The sequence below is a fragment of the Flavivirga eckloniae genome, assembly GCF_002886045.1.
Classification (GTDB): domain Bacteria; phylum Bacteroidota; class Bacteroidia; order Flavobacteriales; family Flavobacteriaceae; genus Flavivirga; species Flavivirga eckloniae.
Genome location: NZ_CP025791.1, coordinates 1,556,098 through 1,570,179 on the forward strand (window position 1 = coordinate 1,556,098; position 14,082 = coordinate 1,570,179).

13 protein-coding genes are annotated in these 14,082 nt (G+C 33.2%); 10 read left to right on the forward strand and 3 right to left on the reverse strand.

The features are described 5' to 3' along the window. Window positions 1–35 precede the first annotated feature (35 nt). From C1H87_RS06535 to C1H87_RS06565, 6 genes are all read left to right on the forward strand, one after another. Complete coding sequence (locus C1H87_RS06535; protein WP_102755040.1) at window positions 36–1,130, forward strand: Nif3-like dinuclear metal center hexameric protein; 1,095 nt, start codon at window positions 36–38, stop codon at window positions 1,128–1,130. A gap of 3 nt (window positions 1,131–1,133) precedes the next feature. After that, the gene (locus C1H87_RS06540) at window positions 1,134–1,913 is read left to right on the forward strand and encodes a zinc ribbon domain-containing protein (RefSeq protein WP_102755041.1); all 780 of its coding nucleotides are present in this window, start codon (window positions 1,134–1,136) and stop codon (window positions 1,911–1,913) included. A gap of 679 nt (window positions 1,914–2,592) precedes the next feature. Further along, entirely contained in the window at window positions 2,593–3,249 is a 657-nt protein-coding gene (gene msrA / locus C1H87_RS06545; RefSeq protein WP_102755042.1) for a peptide-methionine (S)-S-oxide reductase MsrA, read from the forward strand. A gap of 157 nt (window positions 3,250–3,406) precedes the next feature. Continuing rightward, window positions 3,407–3,709: an ankyrin repeat domain-containing protein gene (locus C1H87_RS06550; RefSeq protein WP_102755043.1), complete on the forward strand. Its 303-nt coding sequence runs from the start codon at window positions 3,407–3,409 to the stop codon at window positions 3,707–3,709. A gap of 315 nt (window positions 3,710–4,024) precedes the next feature. Next, complete coding sequence (locus tag C1H87_RS06555; RefSeq protein ID WP_102755044.1) at window positions 4,025–5,767, forward strand: DUF262 domain-containing protein; 1,743 nt, start codon at window positions 4,025–4,027, stop codon at window positions 5,765–5,767. A 644-nt stretch (window positions 5,768–6,411) separates the two neighbouring features. After that, window positions 6,412–7,341 (forward strand): glycoside hydrolase family 16 protein, encoded by a 930-nt coding sequence (locus C1H87_RS06565; protein ID WP_102755045.1) that lies wholly within the window; start codon window positions 6,412–6,414, stop codon window positions 7,339–7,341. Window positions 7,342–7,549: 208 nt separating this feature from the next. Here the strand turns inward: C1H87_RS06565 and C1H87_RS06570 are convergent, their stop codons facing one another. After that, the gene (locus C1H87_RS06570; RefSeq protein WP_102755046.1) at window positions 7,550–8,350 is read right to left on the reverse strand and encodes a class I SAM-dependent methyltransferase; all 801 of its coding nucleotides are present in this window, start codon (window positions 8,348–8,350) and stop codon (window positions 7,550–7,552) included. 70 nt (window positions 8,351–8,420) lie between these two features. Between C1H87_RS06570 and C1H87_RS06575 the strand changes: the two genes are divergently transcribed. Beyond that, window positions 8,421–9,086, forward strand: a complete 666-nt coding sequence (locus C1H87_RS06575) for a hypothetical protein (protein WP_102755047.1) — start codon at window positions 8,421–8,423, stop codon at window positions 9,084–9,086. A gap of 410 nt (window positions 9,087–9,496) precedes the next feature. Here the strand turns inward: C1H87_RS06575 and C1H87_RS06580 are convergent, their stop codons facing one another. Continuing rightward, window positions 9,497–9,916, reverse strand: coding sequence for a (4Fe-4S)-binding protein (locus C1H87_RS06580; RefSeq protein WP_102755048.1), 420 nt, complete (start codon window positions 9,914–9,916; stop codon window positions 9,497–9,499). 82 nt (window positions 9,917–9,998) lie between these two features. Further along, a complete protein-coding gene (locus C1H87_RS06585; RefSeq protein ID WP_102755049.1) occupies window positions 9,999–10,769 on the reverse strand; it encodes an IclR family transcriptional regulator in 771 nt (256 codons plus the stop codon). Window positions 10,770–10,953: 184 nt separating this feature from the next. Between C1H87_RS06585 and kynU the strand changes: the two genes are divergently transcribed. The 3 genes from kynU (at window position 10,954) to C1H87_RS06600 (ending at window position 14,068) form a co-directional block, all read left to right on the forward strand. After that, window positions 10,954–12,231 (forward strand): kynureninase, encoded by a 1,278-nt coding sequence (gene kynU / locus C1H87_RS06590; protein WP_102755050.1) that lies wholly within the window; start codon window positions 10,954–10,956, stop codon window positions 12,229–12,231. Between the two features lie 27 nt (window positions 12,232–12,258). Continuing rightward, complete coding sequence (locus C1H87_RS06595) at window positions 12,259–12,573, forward strand: hypothetical protein (RefSeq protein WP_102755051.1); 315 nt, start codon at window positions 12,259–12,261, stop codon at window positions 12,571–12,573. A gap of 76 nt (window positions 12,574–12,649) precedes the next feature. Beyond that, a complete protein-coding gene (locus tag C1H87_RS06600; protein ID WP_102755052.1) occupies window positions 12,650–14,068 on the forward strand; it encodes an FAD-dependent oxidoreductase in 1,419 nt (472 codons plus the stop codon). Window positions 14,069–14,082: the final 14 nt, after the last annotated feature.

Sequence of the window (14,082 nt, forward strand, 5' to 3'; positions counted from 1 at the left end):
TAATTATTTTATCTTTGAAAATAAACACAAATGGTATGATTGTTCAAGACGTTATTAACCACTTAGAAAAATTAGCACCACTAGCTTACGCTGAAGATTTCGACAATGTTGGTCTTTTGGTAGGTAACAAAAATGAAAAACTAACTGGCGTACTTGTTACGTTAGACACACTCGAAGCCGTAGTAGACGAAGCTATAGAGGAAAACTGTAATCTTATAGTTAGTTTTCACCCCATTATCTTTAAAGGTTTAAAAAAACTAACGGGTAAAAACTATGTGGAACGTGTGGTTATGAAAGCCATTAAACACGATATCGCCATTTATAGCATGCACACCGCCCTGGATAACGCCTTGCAAGGTGTAAACGATATAATTTGCAATCAGTTAGAACTAACCAATAAACGCATATTAATTCCGCAATCTCAAACCATTAAAAAACTAACAACCTACGTACCAAAAGATGAAGCAGAGCAGCTAAGAGCCGCTTTATTTAATGTAGGAGCAGGAAGCATTGGTAATTACGATGACTGTAGTTTTAATGTAGAAGGTTACGGCACCTTTAATGGTAATGAAGGCTCTAACCCTACAAAAGGAGAAAAAGGACAAATACATACCGAAGCCGAAACCAAAATTACGGTTACATACGCAAAACATTTAGAATCGAAAATTATAAAAACCCTTTTCGACACCCATAGTTATGAAGAAGTTGCATACGAAATAACCACATTGGAGAATAAAAACCAAAACATTGGCATGGGTATGGTTGGCGAATTAAAAGTGCCGATGGATGAGCCTGACTTTTTAAACTATTTAAAAGTAAAAATGAACACGGCATGCATCAGACATTCATCATTTTTGAGCAAACCAATAAAAAAAGTAGCAGTTTTAGGAGGTTCCGGAAGTTTTGCCATCCAAGCCGCTAAAGCATCTGGTGCTCACGTCTTTATAACTGCAGATTTAAAATATCATGACTTTTTTACAGCAGAAAACCGCATTCTTTTGACAGATATCGGTCATTATGAAAGCGAACAATACACAAAAAACCTTTTAGTAGCATATCTTACAAAAAAAATTACTAATTTTGCAGTCATTTTATCAAAGATAACTACCAATCCTGTTAAGTATTTTTAAAGTATGGCTAAAAAGAAAGAAGTAACTGTAGAAGAGCGCCTAAGAGCTCTTTACGATTTACAACTAATTGATTCTCGTATAGACGAAATAAGAAATGTTCGTGGAGAACTTCCTTTAGAAGTTCGTGACTTAGAAGATGAAGTTGCTGGACTAAACATAAGATTAGAAAAACTTGTTTCAAGTTTAGAGGTTATCGATAACGATATTGCTTCGAAAAAAAATCTTATTGAAGAATCTAAAGCTTTAATAAAGAAGTACAGCGAACAACAAAAAAATGTTAGAAATAACAGAGAGTACAATTCTTTAACTAAGGAAGTTGAATTTCAAGAATTAGAAATTGAATTAGCCGAAAAGCATATTAAAGAATTCAAAGCTCAAATAGAGCAGAAAAAACAAGTAATAGCTGAAACCAAAGAGCGTTTAAAAGAACGTGAAACACATTTAAAGCACAAAAAAGGTGAATTAGATGCCATTTTAGCTGAAACCGAAAAAGAAGAACAAGCTTTAATCGAAAAGTCTGAAACCTACAAAACTCAAATTGAAGAGCGACTAGTAGCTGCCTATGTCAGAATTCGTACAAATGTAAAAAATGGTTTAGCAGTTGTACCTATTGAAAGAGGTGCTTCTGGAGGTTCTTTCTTTACCATACCACCACAAGTACAGGTGGAAATTGCTTCTCGTAAAAAAGTAATTACAGATGAGCATAGTGGTAGAATTTTGGTAGATGCCGCTTTAGCCGAAGAACAAAAAGCGAAAATGGAAAAAATGTTTTCAAAACTATAATCCATTACAAAACATATATTTTTAAAGCCTTCATTTTCATGAAGGCTTTTTTTATTGTCATCCAGAACAGCTCGTGCTGAGCGTAGTTGAAGCAAACGAACCTATCTGCCGGCAGTTAAGGTATAGCCACAAATATTAATACATAGCTTATAGACATACTTAAAAAATAATATTACATAAGAAAGTAGACACTAATTTCACTAATTATCACGAATTATCCTATCTACTAGTTCACTAAGTTAAAGGCATGATTTTCCAAGCTAAAGTCATAGCAAGTTTAAAATCTGTATGGGTTTAAGACAGACTAAAAGCTATATTCGTATTTATGTTGAAAATAACCCCAATCACATTGAGATTCTATTCGTGTAAATTTGTGCAATTCGTGTCTTAATTATCGTGGTACTCAGGCTCTAGTTTACTGTCTCAGCTTATATAGATTAAAATTTCACAAAGCTAATAGGAAAAATAACTTAAAAAGATATGAGTACACCGTAGCTGCCAGCAGGGAATCTCTTAAATAAAATCTAATATAAAACTAAATTGCCACAATTGCACCTCCTTGACGACAAGCAAGCTTAACAAGGATACAAAATTAGCTTCTTGATAATTCTATTTTTTTATCAGCTTTTAAGGTTTTATAATTTTATTCGTCTATTACAACATGAAAAACATATTCTCAATGAAAAAGATAATTCCACTATTCGTTTTAGCCCTCCTATTTAGCTGTCAAAACACAGCACAAGATAAATCAAAACAACAAGCTGTTATTAACGCAGACCCTATTGAAGTTCCTATAAAAAATGGAAAAGCTCGTGCTTATTTTGCCAGTGGTTGTTTTTGGTGTGTAGAAGCTATTTACGAAAGTGTAAAAGGTGTTGAAGAATCTATTTCAGGCTATTCTGGCGGATATACTAAAAACCCAACCTACGGAGCCAGCAATACTGGTAGAACGGGACATGCAGAAGCCGTTGAGATTATTTACGATCCTAAAATTGTAAGTTTCGAAACTTTAGTCGATGTATACTTTGGATCACAAAATGTAACCCAAGTAAACGGACAAGGTAACGATAGAGGTTCTCAATACCGTTCTATTATCTTTTATCAAAATGAAGAGCAAAAACAAATCATTTTAAAGAAAAAAGCGGTTCTAGCAAAAGAACTAGGCGTTAAGATTGCTGCAGAAGTCTATCCATTTCAAAAGTTTTGGATTGCAGAAGATTATCATCAAAACTACGAAAAGTTACATCCCAACCATCCCTATATAAAAAACGTATCTATTCCGCGATTAAACAGATTTAAATCCAAATTTCCAGAGTTACTAAAAAGAGAGCCATAATTAGTATTTCGCTCTAACTTGATTTTATAAAAATTTTCAGCTAACTTAGTTCAACAACAAATAAAATTCATTGAAACGAAACTTTATCTTTTGCAATACAAACAAGCAGAAAAAGAATATAGCGGTTAGTTAGCAACTAAAAGAAAATTAATAACGCATGTCAGGAGGAGATTGGAAATCCATGTTTAAGGCTGTTCAGGAAGATGATTTTGAATTAGTAAAATTCTACCTTAATATGGGAATAGACCCCAATTATCAACATCCAGAATTTATGGCTTCACCTCTGGTAGAGAGTATTAGATATAACCATTTAAAAATAGCAAAATTGTTACTTGAAAGTGGCGGGAATCCATCTATTAAAGAAGTCATGGGGCAAGAAACACCTATGCTTGTTGCAAAAAAACTAAATAATCAAAAAGCTATTGATTTATTGAATTTCTATATTAACAAACCTGAATAAAAAATAGCCAAAGGTATTTAGGCATAATCCATTTCAAAAGTTTTGGTTTGATGAAAATTATCATCGGGATTATGAAAAATTACATCCTAACCTTTTTTATATAAGAAACATACCTGCTTCTAAACCAAATAGAACTAAAGCTGCATTTCCAAAAGAATTATTAAAAAAAGTAGCTTTAATTAGTTTTTGGTTCAAATTTGATTTTGTAAAAATTTTCTTCTAAATTTGCCTAACAATATGATATCATTTTAATGTTTCATATCATATCATATTGTTAGGCACAAGTAAAACTAACCAACAAGCATTTGAAAAAATATGGGGCAATTCAGAGATGTATCAATAAAAAATGTAATTGAGGACTTAAACCAAAGCTATTTTCTACCTGACATTCAAAGAGAATATGTTTGGTTACGAAAAGCAAAAGAGAAGAAAATCGAACAACTTTTTGATTCCATTTTAAGAGGTTATCCAATTGGCTCATTCCTGTTTTGGAAACTCAAGAAAGACGATATTGAAACCAATAAAGATGCTAAAGAAGATTCTGAAAAACTGAACTTTCAACTATATAAGTTCATAGAAAACTACGATGAACGAAAAACACATAATGAAAAAGTAAACATAGAACAAATCAACTCTGATGATTTATCTATTGTACTTGACGGGCAACAAAGATTGACTTCGCTTTACATTGGACTTAAAGGTACGAGAACTCTGAAAAAACCAAAAGCGTGGTGGGACAATCCAAATGCGTTTGAGGAAAAACAACTTTTCTTAAATTTAAGATACCAACCAAATGAAGAAAATCCAGATGACAACTTCGATTTCGATTTTCTTCGTAAAAACACGATTCCAAAAATCGATGAAAATAATTATTGGTTTAAAATTGGTGATATTCTTGAATTGGGTAGTATTGTAAGCTATGCTAGAGAGAAAAACCTTTCGGACAACGAAGCGGAAATACTTGAAAAATTAAAAGATGCTTTTTGCACAAAAAGTTTGATTTCATATTTTGAGGAAACCGAAAAAAACCTTGATAAAGTTTTAAAGATTTTTATTCGTGTAAATAGTGGCGGAACACAATTATCATATTCTGACCTTTTAATGTCGATTTTGACTGCGAATTTCTCGACTGACATTCGTGATGTGATGAATAAATTTGTCGACTCTTTAAAAGAACAGGGTTTTGGAGTAATGGGAAGGGACCAAGTGTTAAAAACTTGCTTACTACTGACCGAAAGCAACCATATCTTTCAACTAAAGAATTTCAGCAAAAGTAATATCAATAAAATTGAGGATAATTGGGAAGGAATAACCGAAACGATTTTTAAAGCAACAAAATTGTTAAAAGAGTTTGGTTATACAAACCAACTTTCTTCCGCTTACATTTTATCAGCTGTCGCATATTACATTTTCAAAAAGAAAAACATAGTACAAGAAGACAAAACTGAATTACTCAAATTTGTGCGAAACGCACAAATCACAAGTTATTTCACAACTTCTTTAGATGGTAAATTAGAGGTTGTAGCAAAAATCATTAGAACAGCGGAAAATTTTAAAATGGTTAATAATAAATTGGCTATAAGCAAAGTACAACCCTTAAAAATATCAAGAGATGACATCGATAGAATGATGGACTTTCAATATGGAAATCCCGCAATTCTTCCAATTTTACAAATTTTATATCCAGATTTAGATTATAAAAATTCAACTTTTCATATTGATCACATTTATCCGAAATCGAAGTTTAAACCCAAGAACACAGATCTAGATGGGGACTATCTTACAGAAGCTAATTTCCTTTACAACCTTCAACTTCTACAAGGAGAGGAAAATTTAGCTAAAAAAGCAAAAAACCCAGAAATTTGGCTAGGAGAACATTTTTCTAATAACGAAGAGCAAATTAAAGCCTACAAGCGAAGGAATTATATAGACGAGAATTGTGAACTAAATTGGGGTGGAATTAAGGAATTTAACGAATATAGAACTGAGAAAATCAAGGCTAAACTGAAAGAAATATTATTGACAGAGAAAGAAATACCAGTACTTAGCAATGTATAAAAATAATAGAGGTATAATCCCTAAAACTAAAAGAATCTAAAAAAGTCTGAATTTAATCGAAAAAATTAGCGTTTCAAAATCCGTTACTATTCTTATACTAGAACATTAAACAACACACACAAAACACTTAAAAACTATAATTTAACAACCTTTAAATAAAAATTAAAAGAGTGTAAATTATATCTGGTAAAACACATTCTAGACTCGGTTTTCTCTAAACCTTAAAAAACATCATAAGAACTTTCATCACACTCCTATAAATACTCAATATGCAAACAGGCCTCCATTAAAGCAAAAACAACCTCGCTCAAATCATGATTCCATGAATATTCCTTACTCTCCATTTTGATTATTCATTTGCATATCTCCCTTATATTTTTCATAAACACAATACTTCAATTCAATAAGCATTCTTGATTGTAACTCTATCTCTACACACCATCTAAGAATCACACAATCAATTATTTACCATAAAAACGAATTATACATCATAATTTATACAATACGCTGCAAAACTACATATCCAAACAGCAATTATTGTATAATTTTATTAGTACCCGAATATCATCATACGCGTAGAACTACCATTGATTTAGCTTACTTGTTATAGTCATTAATTTAAACAAACTAAAATCAATTTAATCATGAAAAAACTATCATTAATTACAATGCTGTTGTGCCTTGCTCTAATAACTTCCTGCGAAAATGAACTTGAGGAAGACCAAGCTACTGAAAATGTTTCCAGTTCTATAACTACAGATAAGATGTCAACCAAAACTTCAACAGCAAAATCTGCTTGGCAAAATATCTTTTGGGACAATTTCGACGGGTTTAACTGGAGTAAATGGTCAAAAACAAACAGAACAGATTATAACTCTTGGAGATGCAGATACCTACCAGAACAAGTTTTTATAGGTTCTTGGCAAGGAGATACTTTTTTGGTTTTAAGAGCCGAAAAATGGAATAGCAATCAATGGAAATCGGGACATGTAAAATCCAAACAGAATTTTAGACCTGGTAATAATGAAGAGCTACGTTTTAAAGCTAGAATTAAGTTTAATGCTTTTGATAATAACGGATGGAAACCTTTTCATCTAACTTATGGGGCTTGGCCAGCTTTCTGGACTGTTGAAGAGAACGGATGGCCAACAAAAGGCGAAATTGATATCATGGAAGGGTATACTTTTGGACAAAGTTGGAATGATAAATATGCGAGTAATCTTTTCTTCGGATGGCAGCAAGGCAATAATATTCTAAATTCTAGTCAATCTGTAAATTACTATAGCAATTCTGTTAATGCCCAAGGTGGTTGGAATGATTTTGAAATGCGCTGGTCTAATCAAAATGGATGGAATAAAGTGGAAATTTATGTAAACAACAGTTTAAAGAAAACATATACCAATAATAATGTAAGTGGTTTGCGTTTAGACCAGTTTTCAGCACATAATATAATCCTAAATTTAAATATCGGTTCTAATGATGAACTATATCTTTTCGATAACACGAAAAACAATGTATTTAACAGAACAGAAGTGTTAGTCGATTATGTTAGTGTAGACAGACGAACTTTATAGGATGTATTCACAACAAACAAACAAACAAACAAACAAACAAGTAGTGAACTAGTCCTATGCAACACGCAAGTGAGTATAAAGCTGATGAAAAATTCATCGGCTTTATTTTTTACAAAAACCTCATTTGGAAAACTAGATTCTTCCCGTTACTTTTTACACACAAAAGCTTTATATATAAGCTTATCTTATTCTACAAAATATTTACAACTTACGATTTAGTAGCCTTTAGTGTAAAGATTAACGGGTACAATTTATCTTTTGTTACATACATTCCAGATTCGGTTTTTTCTAAATCCGGCAAAACATCATAGGGACTTTCGTCATACTCCTTTAAATATTCAACATGCAAACCAGCCTCAGTTAAAACAGAAACAACTTCACCCAACCCATGATTCCACCCATATTCCTTACTCACCATTTTCGATGCTTCATTGGCATACGTTCCCTCATATTCTTCATAAATCACATCTTTTTGCATATACCCATATTTCATAACCGGTTGGGCTTCCAAATAATCGAACATCCAGACTATAGGATGAAATTCAGCCATAAAAAACGTACCGCCTGTTTTTAAACGCTCAGCAATCATTTGCCCCCAAGGCTTTAAATCGGGTAGCCAACCAATCACACCATAACTTGTAAAAACAATATCGAAAGTATTTTTTACAACATCAGAAGTATTTAAAACATTACAACAAACAAATTCCGCATCTAGATTTAATTCTCTGTTTAAACTTTGCGCCAACTTAATACCTTCATCGCTTAAATCAACTCCCGTACATTTAGCCCCTAACCTACTCCAGCTTAATGTATCTTGTCCAAAATGACATTGTAAATGCAAAAGCGATTTTCCTTTTACATTCCCAAGAGCTTCCAACTCATAGCGCATTAAAGAAGATTTACCTTGTTTGAAAGACTCTAAATCATACATCTCGCTTTTGGCATGTACCTTTACCTTATCATTCCAAGTCGCTTTATTCGTACTAAAATATTTATCGTTTGTGTTCATTACATGAATTTAATACTTCAATATAAAAAATCTCATCCAATCTTCTATACCTTTACCAAAAATTTCAATTATGAAAAAATATATCCTAATTACCCTCATCATTACATTATGTTTTTCATGCAAACAAAAACAGGAAAAACAGGCTGATGTTAAACCACTCACTATTGCAGAAAAAATAGCCAATGCCCATGGTTTTGAAAACTGGAAAAACGTATCCGAAATAACCTTTTCCTTTAATGTAGATAAAGACAGCAGTCATTTTGATCGCACATGGATATGGAAACCTAAAACAAACGATGTTACCGCCATAAATAAAAATGATACAATCATCTACAATAGAGCTAAGATTGATTCAACATTAACCCAAACTGACAGTAGATTTATAAATGATAAATACTGGCTACTAGTTCCTTTTCAATTAATTTGGGATAAAGGCCTTACCATTTCTGAACCCACCAAAGAAGCAGCACCGATTAGTAAAACAGAACTAAACAAAATCACTTTAACCTATTCCGACGAAGGCGGTTACACTCCTGGCGATGCTTACGATATTTACTATGGAAATGACTTTTTAATTAAAGAATGGATTTTTAGAAGAGGAAATGTAACGGAACCATCTATGATTACAACTTTCGAAAACTACAAAGACTTTAACGGTATCAAGATTGCTTTAGACCATAAGAAGGGTGATGCTAATTGGAATCTTAACTTCACCAACATCAATATTATCAATTAATTAGCACACATTTAATATTGACATAAACCTAAAAATAGAATTTTATTTAATCTTTGTGTAATGAAAACATCCAACATACGACAAAATTCGTATATAAAGTATAAATAGAATTTTCCGCATTATGCGCCTATATATATCAAAAGGGCTTTAATCTAAATGATTGAAGCCCTTTTCTTTTTATTACTTTTAGCATTAAAGCATAACATATTCCGCTTATGCATACTTATTTTTGATTTAAAAATATGAGTTACGTTTCAAATAAAAGCACCCCAAACTCTTCAAAACTGATCACTGAATACCGACCACAGATCACTGAATACTGAACACTGCCTACCGATCACTGAACACCGCCTACCGATCACTGAACACCGCCTACCGATCACTGAACACTGCTTACTGAAAACTAACAACTACCCCTCAAACTCAACTTTTACATGAGCGCCATCACAATAGGGTTTATTTGCAGAAGCACCACACCTACAAAACGCAGTGGTTTTATTTTTGGTTTCTTCAGCACCGTCTTTGCGGATCACCTTTAATGTACCATAAACCAATAGCGGACCATTCTTCATAACCTCAACTTTCGTTTCTAAAGTTTCAGAAGCATTATCACCTTCTGCATTCATATAGTAGCGTAAAGCTCCCGAAGGACATTGTTTCACTTGATTTATTATAGCATCAGTAGAAGCTGCATCTATTTTAACCCAAGGACGTTCTTTTGGTCTGAACACTTGGGACAAACCTTTAGCGCAAATTGCCGAATGAATGCATTTTTCAGCCTCCCAAACAACAGTCGTTTCACCGTTCGAATACTCTTTTATTTTACTCATAGTTCAAATTTTCCCTTAAAAATACAAAAAATGATTATGCAAAAACACCTACAGACCACTACCTGTTTTTAACAGAATAACTTTAATTGTAATCCCGTAAATGGGTTTCAATTTCAGAAGCACCTCTTTTTACAATAGATAGGTAAGACTTAATATTCTCAGATTTAAATCTACTAGAAGGGCCAGAAACGCTAATACCGGCAATAACTTCCTTTTTTTTATTAAATACAGGTATAGCAATACAAATAAGTCCCAATTCGAGTTCTTCCATATCCAACGCATAGCCATTTTCTCTTATCTGTTTGAGCTCTGACAATAATGCTTCAGAATGTGCTATCGTATTTGAAGTGTAGGTTTCAAATTCTATATGTTTTAAATAATCTGAGATTTGTTTTTTTGATGAAAAAGCTAAAAGTACTTTCCCTAAAGCCGTGCAATAAGCGTGCTGATAAGATCCTATTAACGTACTCACCTTTAATCCAAAAGGACTTTCTGCCTTATTTAAATATAAAACCCGATGATCGTTTAACACCCCAAAATGCACCGTTTCCTTAATTTCCTTAGCAATATTCTCCAAAGGAATCCGAGAATAGTTTCTTAATGATTTGTATACAGAAACCAAATTCCCAAGTTCAAATAGCTTGAGCCCTAAAATGTATTTGTCGTCGTTATTTTTCTGTACAATATCCAAAGACTCCAATGTACTTAGTAAGCGATAAGTGGTGGTTTTATTATAGCCAGTTTCTTTAGCTAATTCACGCACGCCCCATTCTTGCTTATTACTTAAATACACATCTAAAAGCTTAAAAGCTTTAATAACAGATAAATTTAAATCTTTATTAACTTCTTTCATAAGGGAGATATCTACTTACGATCTTTTAATCAGAGAGCGTAAATAGTTTTTGTTATTCAAAAATAAGTATTATTTTTGAAACAGCGTTTCATATAGTGAAACGATTCTTGTTTTTTTACTTTGCAGGAAACAATCATTTCATTATCAGAATAATAAATTTATACAATAAACTATTCGGTTTAAAATGCATAAAGCCACTTTAAATTACGCTAAACAACAGGACGAATTAGACGAACTTTCTAATTACCGCAATCAGTTTCATATTCCAAAAGACAAGAACGGAAATGAATTGATTTACATGACCGGGAATTCTCTAGGCCTTCAACCAAAACAAACCAAAGCATATATCGACCAGGAACTTGAAGATTGGGCTAATTTAGGTGTAGAAGGACACACCGAAGCTAAAAACCCATGGTTACCATATCATGAATTTTTAACAGAAAGCATGGCAAACGTTGTTGGTGCTAAACCTATTGAAGTGGTTACCATGAATACATTAACCGCCAACCTTCATTTAATGATGGTGTCCTTTTACAAACCAACAAAAACACGTTACAAAATAGTTATTGAAAGTGACGCTTTTCCATCTGATAAATATGCGGTAGAATCGCAATTACGACATCATGGTTTTAATGATAAGGAAGGGGTTATTCTTTGGAAACCCAGAGAGCATGAAGAACTATTACGTTATGAGGATTTAGAAGACATCCTTGAAAAACACGGTAACGAAGTAGCATTGGTTATGATTGGCGGGGTAAACTATTACACAGGTCAATACTTTAACCTAAAACGGATTACAGGACTCGGACACAAACACGGTTGTATGGTTGGATTCGATTGCGCTCATGGGGCAGGTAATGTACAACTTAATCTGCACGATTCTGGTGCCGATTTTGCTGTATGGTGCACCTACAAATATTTAAACTCAGGACCAGGAAGCTTAGCCGGTTGCTTTGTACACGAAAGACATGCCCACAACAAAGACTTAAATCGTTTTACAGGCTGGTGGAGCCATAATAAGCAAACCCGATTTAATATGCGTGACGAATTTGATGTACTCCCCGGAGCCGAAGGATGGCAACTAAGCAACCCACCAATATTATCGATGGCAGCCATTAAAGCTTCTTTAGATATTTTTAATGAAGTGGGCATAAAGAAACTCACTGATAAATCTAAAAAACTAACAGGCTATTTTGAATTTTTACTAAAACAATTAGGAGAAGATATTATAAGAATAATTACCCCTGAAAATCCAGATGAACGAGGTTGCCAACTATCTATCCAGGTTTTAAATGCAGACAAAGCCTTACATGATAAATTAACCGATGCCGGAATAATAAGCGACTGGAGAGAGCCTGATGTTATTCGTTGTGCTCCCGCTCCACTTTACAATTCATTTCAAGATGTTTATTACATGGTTGATAAGTTAAAAGACATACTAAACAAAAATCAAATAGAGTAAACCTTGTCTGCTAAGCAAAATATATTAATGATTAAAAAAACCTCAGAGGGTAATTTTTCAGAAACATTAATGTCATCAGATAAATCGCTTATTGGACTCTTATTCTTTTTGAAACGTAAAAAATTCGATTATCTAATAATTACAAAACAAAGAATACTATACATTATAAGAAATAAGGTTATAAAGAATGTTTCATATAGCAACCAATCTAAAGTTAATTTTGATTTAAAAAAAAACAGAATCGAATATTATGATGAAAAGCAAGAAAAAGAATATATTGAACTGAGCGACCTAAGAATTACCCTTGAAGAAATTCAACAAATAAAAAGTATCTTGAACTAATTATTAGCAGTAGAAATAAAATAAGATCCTGAAATACTGAAACGAGTTTAGCATAAGCAAGCTCAGGATGATAGTCATGAAAAAACAACAAAACATACTTATTATAGGCGCAGGTCTTTGCGGTTCCCTCCTCGCATTACGTCTAGGTCAAAGAGGATATAATGTCTCCGTTTACGAAATGCGTCCAGATTTACGTAAAGTAGATATTAGTGCAGGACGCTCTATAAATCTGGCATTTTCAAATCGCGGTAATAAAGCCATGAAACTCGTAGGTATAGAAGAAAAAGTAAAAGCACTCTGCATTCCTATGAATGGCCGTATGATCCACGATAAAGAAGAGCGCACTTTTCTATCTAATTATAGCGGACGCGACCACGAATACATCAACTCCGTGTCTCGTGGTGGGTTAAACGCCTTACTTTTAGATGAAGCTGAAAAGCATAAAAATGTTTCCATTTATTTTAATAAAAAGTGTAAATCGGTCGATTTTAAAAAAACAACCGCATTATTTAAAGATTATGAAACAAAAAAGGAGTTTGTAGAAGACGCCGATGTTATTATCGCTACAGACGGTGCGGGCTCTGCAATGCGCAAAAGCTATTATTTAGGTAAAAAGTTTTTATTTAGCTTTTCGCAAGACTATTTAACACATGGTTATAAAGAATTAAGTATTCTACCTAGTAAAACAGGCGATTTTAAAACCTACAAAAACGCATTGCATATATGGCCCCGAGGTAGTTTTATGCTTATAGCCCTACCAAATTTAGACGGCAGTTTTACGGTAACATTATTTTTAAGTTATGATGATGGCACCTACAATTTCAACAATCTAACAACTCCCGAGATCGTTACAGAATTCTTTCAAAAAGAGTTCCCAGACGCTTTACAACTCATGCCTAATCTTATTGAAGACTTCTTTAAGAATCCAACATCACCATTAGGTACCGTAAAATGTTCGCCTTGGCATTACAAAGGCAACACGCTGTTAATGGGAGATTCAGCTCACGCCATCGTACCATTTTATGGTCAAGGCATGAATGCTTCCTTTGAAGATGTTGTTGAGTTTGATGCGGTTTTAGACCAAAACTTAGGAAGTTGGGAAACCATATTTAAAACCTATGAAGAAACCCGTAAAAAAGACACCGATGCTATTGCAGATTTAGCTATAGATAACTTTTATGAAATGAGAGACCATGTTGCCAACCCCATGTTCCAAGAAAAACGTAAATTAGAGATGGCTTTAGAACAAAATTTCCCAGAAGAATACGCCTCCAAGTATTCACTGGTAACATTTAATGAAAACATGGGCTATCATGAAGCTATGACGAGAGGCCGTGCACAAGACAAAGCTATTTTAAGCATGTTAGCAGATAAGACAATCTCAACAGAACTGGATCTAAGCAAAGATGAATTAAAAAGCATTCTAAAGAAGGTTCAACAAGAAACCAATAACATACTTGAAGATGACAGAATTGCGAAAACCATGCATCGTTGAGTTAGGAAATAAAA

What these genes read in the sequence shown, in the direction of transcription:
- msrA (WP_102755042.1), top strand. Translation starts at nt 2,593, where the DNA reads ATGAAAAAGATAATTCCACTATTCGTTTTAGCCCTCCTATTTAGCTGT.
- C1H87_RS06540 (WP_102755041.1), top strand. Translation starts at nt 1,134, where the DNA reads ATGGCTAAAAAGAAAGAAGTAACTGTAGAAGAGCGCCTAAGAGCTCTT.
- C1H87_RS06555 (WP_102755044.1), top strand. Translation starts at nt 4,025, where the DNA reads ATGGGGCAATTCAGAGATGTATCAATAAAAAATGTAATTGAGGACTTA.
- C1H87_RS06575 (WP_102755047.1), top strand. Translation starts at nt 8,421, where the DNA reads ATGAAAAAATATATCCTAATTACCCTCATCATTACATTATGTTTTTCA.
- kynU (WP_102755050.1), top strand. Translation starts at nt 10,954, where the DNA reads ATGCATAAAGCCACTTTAAATTACGCTAAACAACAGGACGAATTAGAC.
- C1H87_RS06585 (WP_102755049.1), bottom strand. Translation starts at nt 10,769, where the DNA reads ATGAAAGAAGTTAATAAAGATTTAAATTTATCTGTTATTAAAGCTTTT.
- C1H87_RS06580 (WP_102755048.1), bottom strand. Translation starts at nt 9,916, where the DNA reads ATGAGTAAAATAAAAGAGTATTCGAACGGTGAAACGACTGTTGTTTGG.
- C1H87_RS06570 (WP_102755046.1), bottom strand. Translation starts at nt 8,350, where the DNA reads ATGAACACAAACGATAAATATTTTAGTACGAATAAAGCGACTTGGAAT.
- C1H87_RS06550 (WP_102755043.1), top strand. Translation starts at nt 3,407, where the DNA reads ATGTCAGGAGGAGATTGGAAATCCATGTTTAAGGCTGTTCAGGAAGAT.
- C1H87_RS06565 (WP_102755045.1), top strand. Translation starts at nt 6,412, where the DNA reads ATGAAAAAACTATCATTAATTACAATGCTGTTGTGCCTTGCTCTAATA.
- C1H87_RS06600 (WP_102755052.1), top strand. Translation starts at nt 12,650, where the DNA reads ATGAAAAAACAACAAAACATACTTATTATAGGCGCAGGTCTTTGCGGT.
- C1H87_RS06535 (WP_102755040.1), top strand. Translation starts at nt 36, where the DNA reads ATGATTGTTCAAGACGTTATTAACCACTTAGAAAAATTAGCACCACTA.
- C1H87_RS06595 (WP_102755051.1), top strand. Translation starts at nt 12,259, where the DNA reads ATGATTAAAAAAACCTCAGAGGGTAATTTTTCAGAAACATTAATGTCA.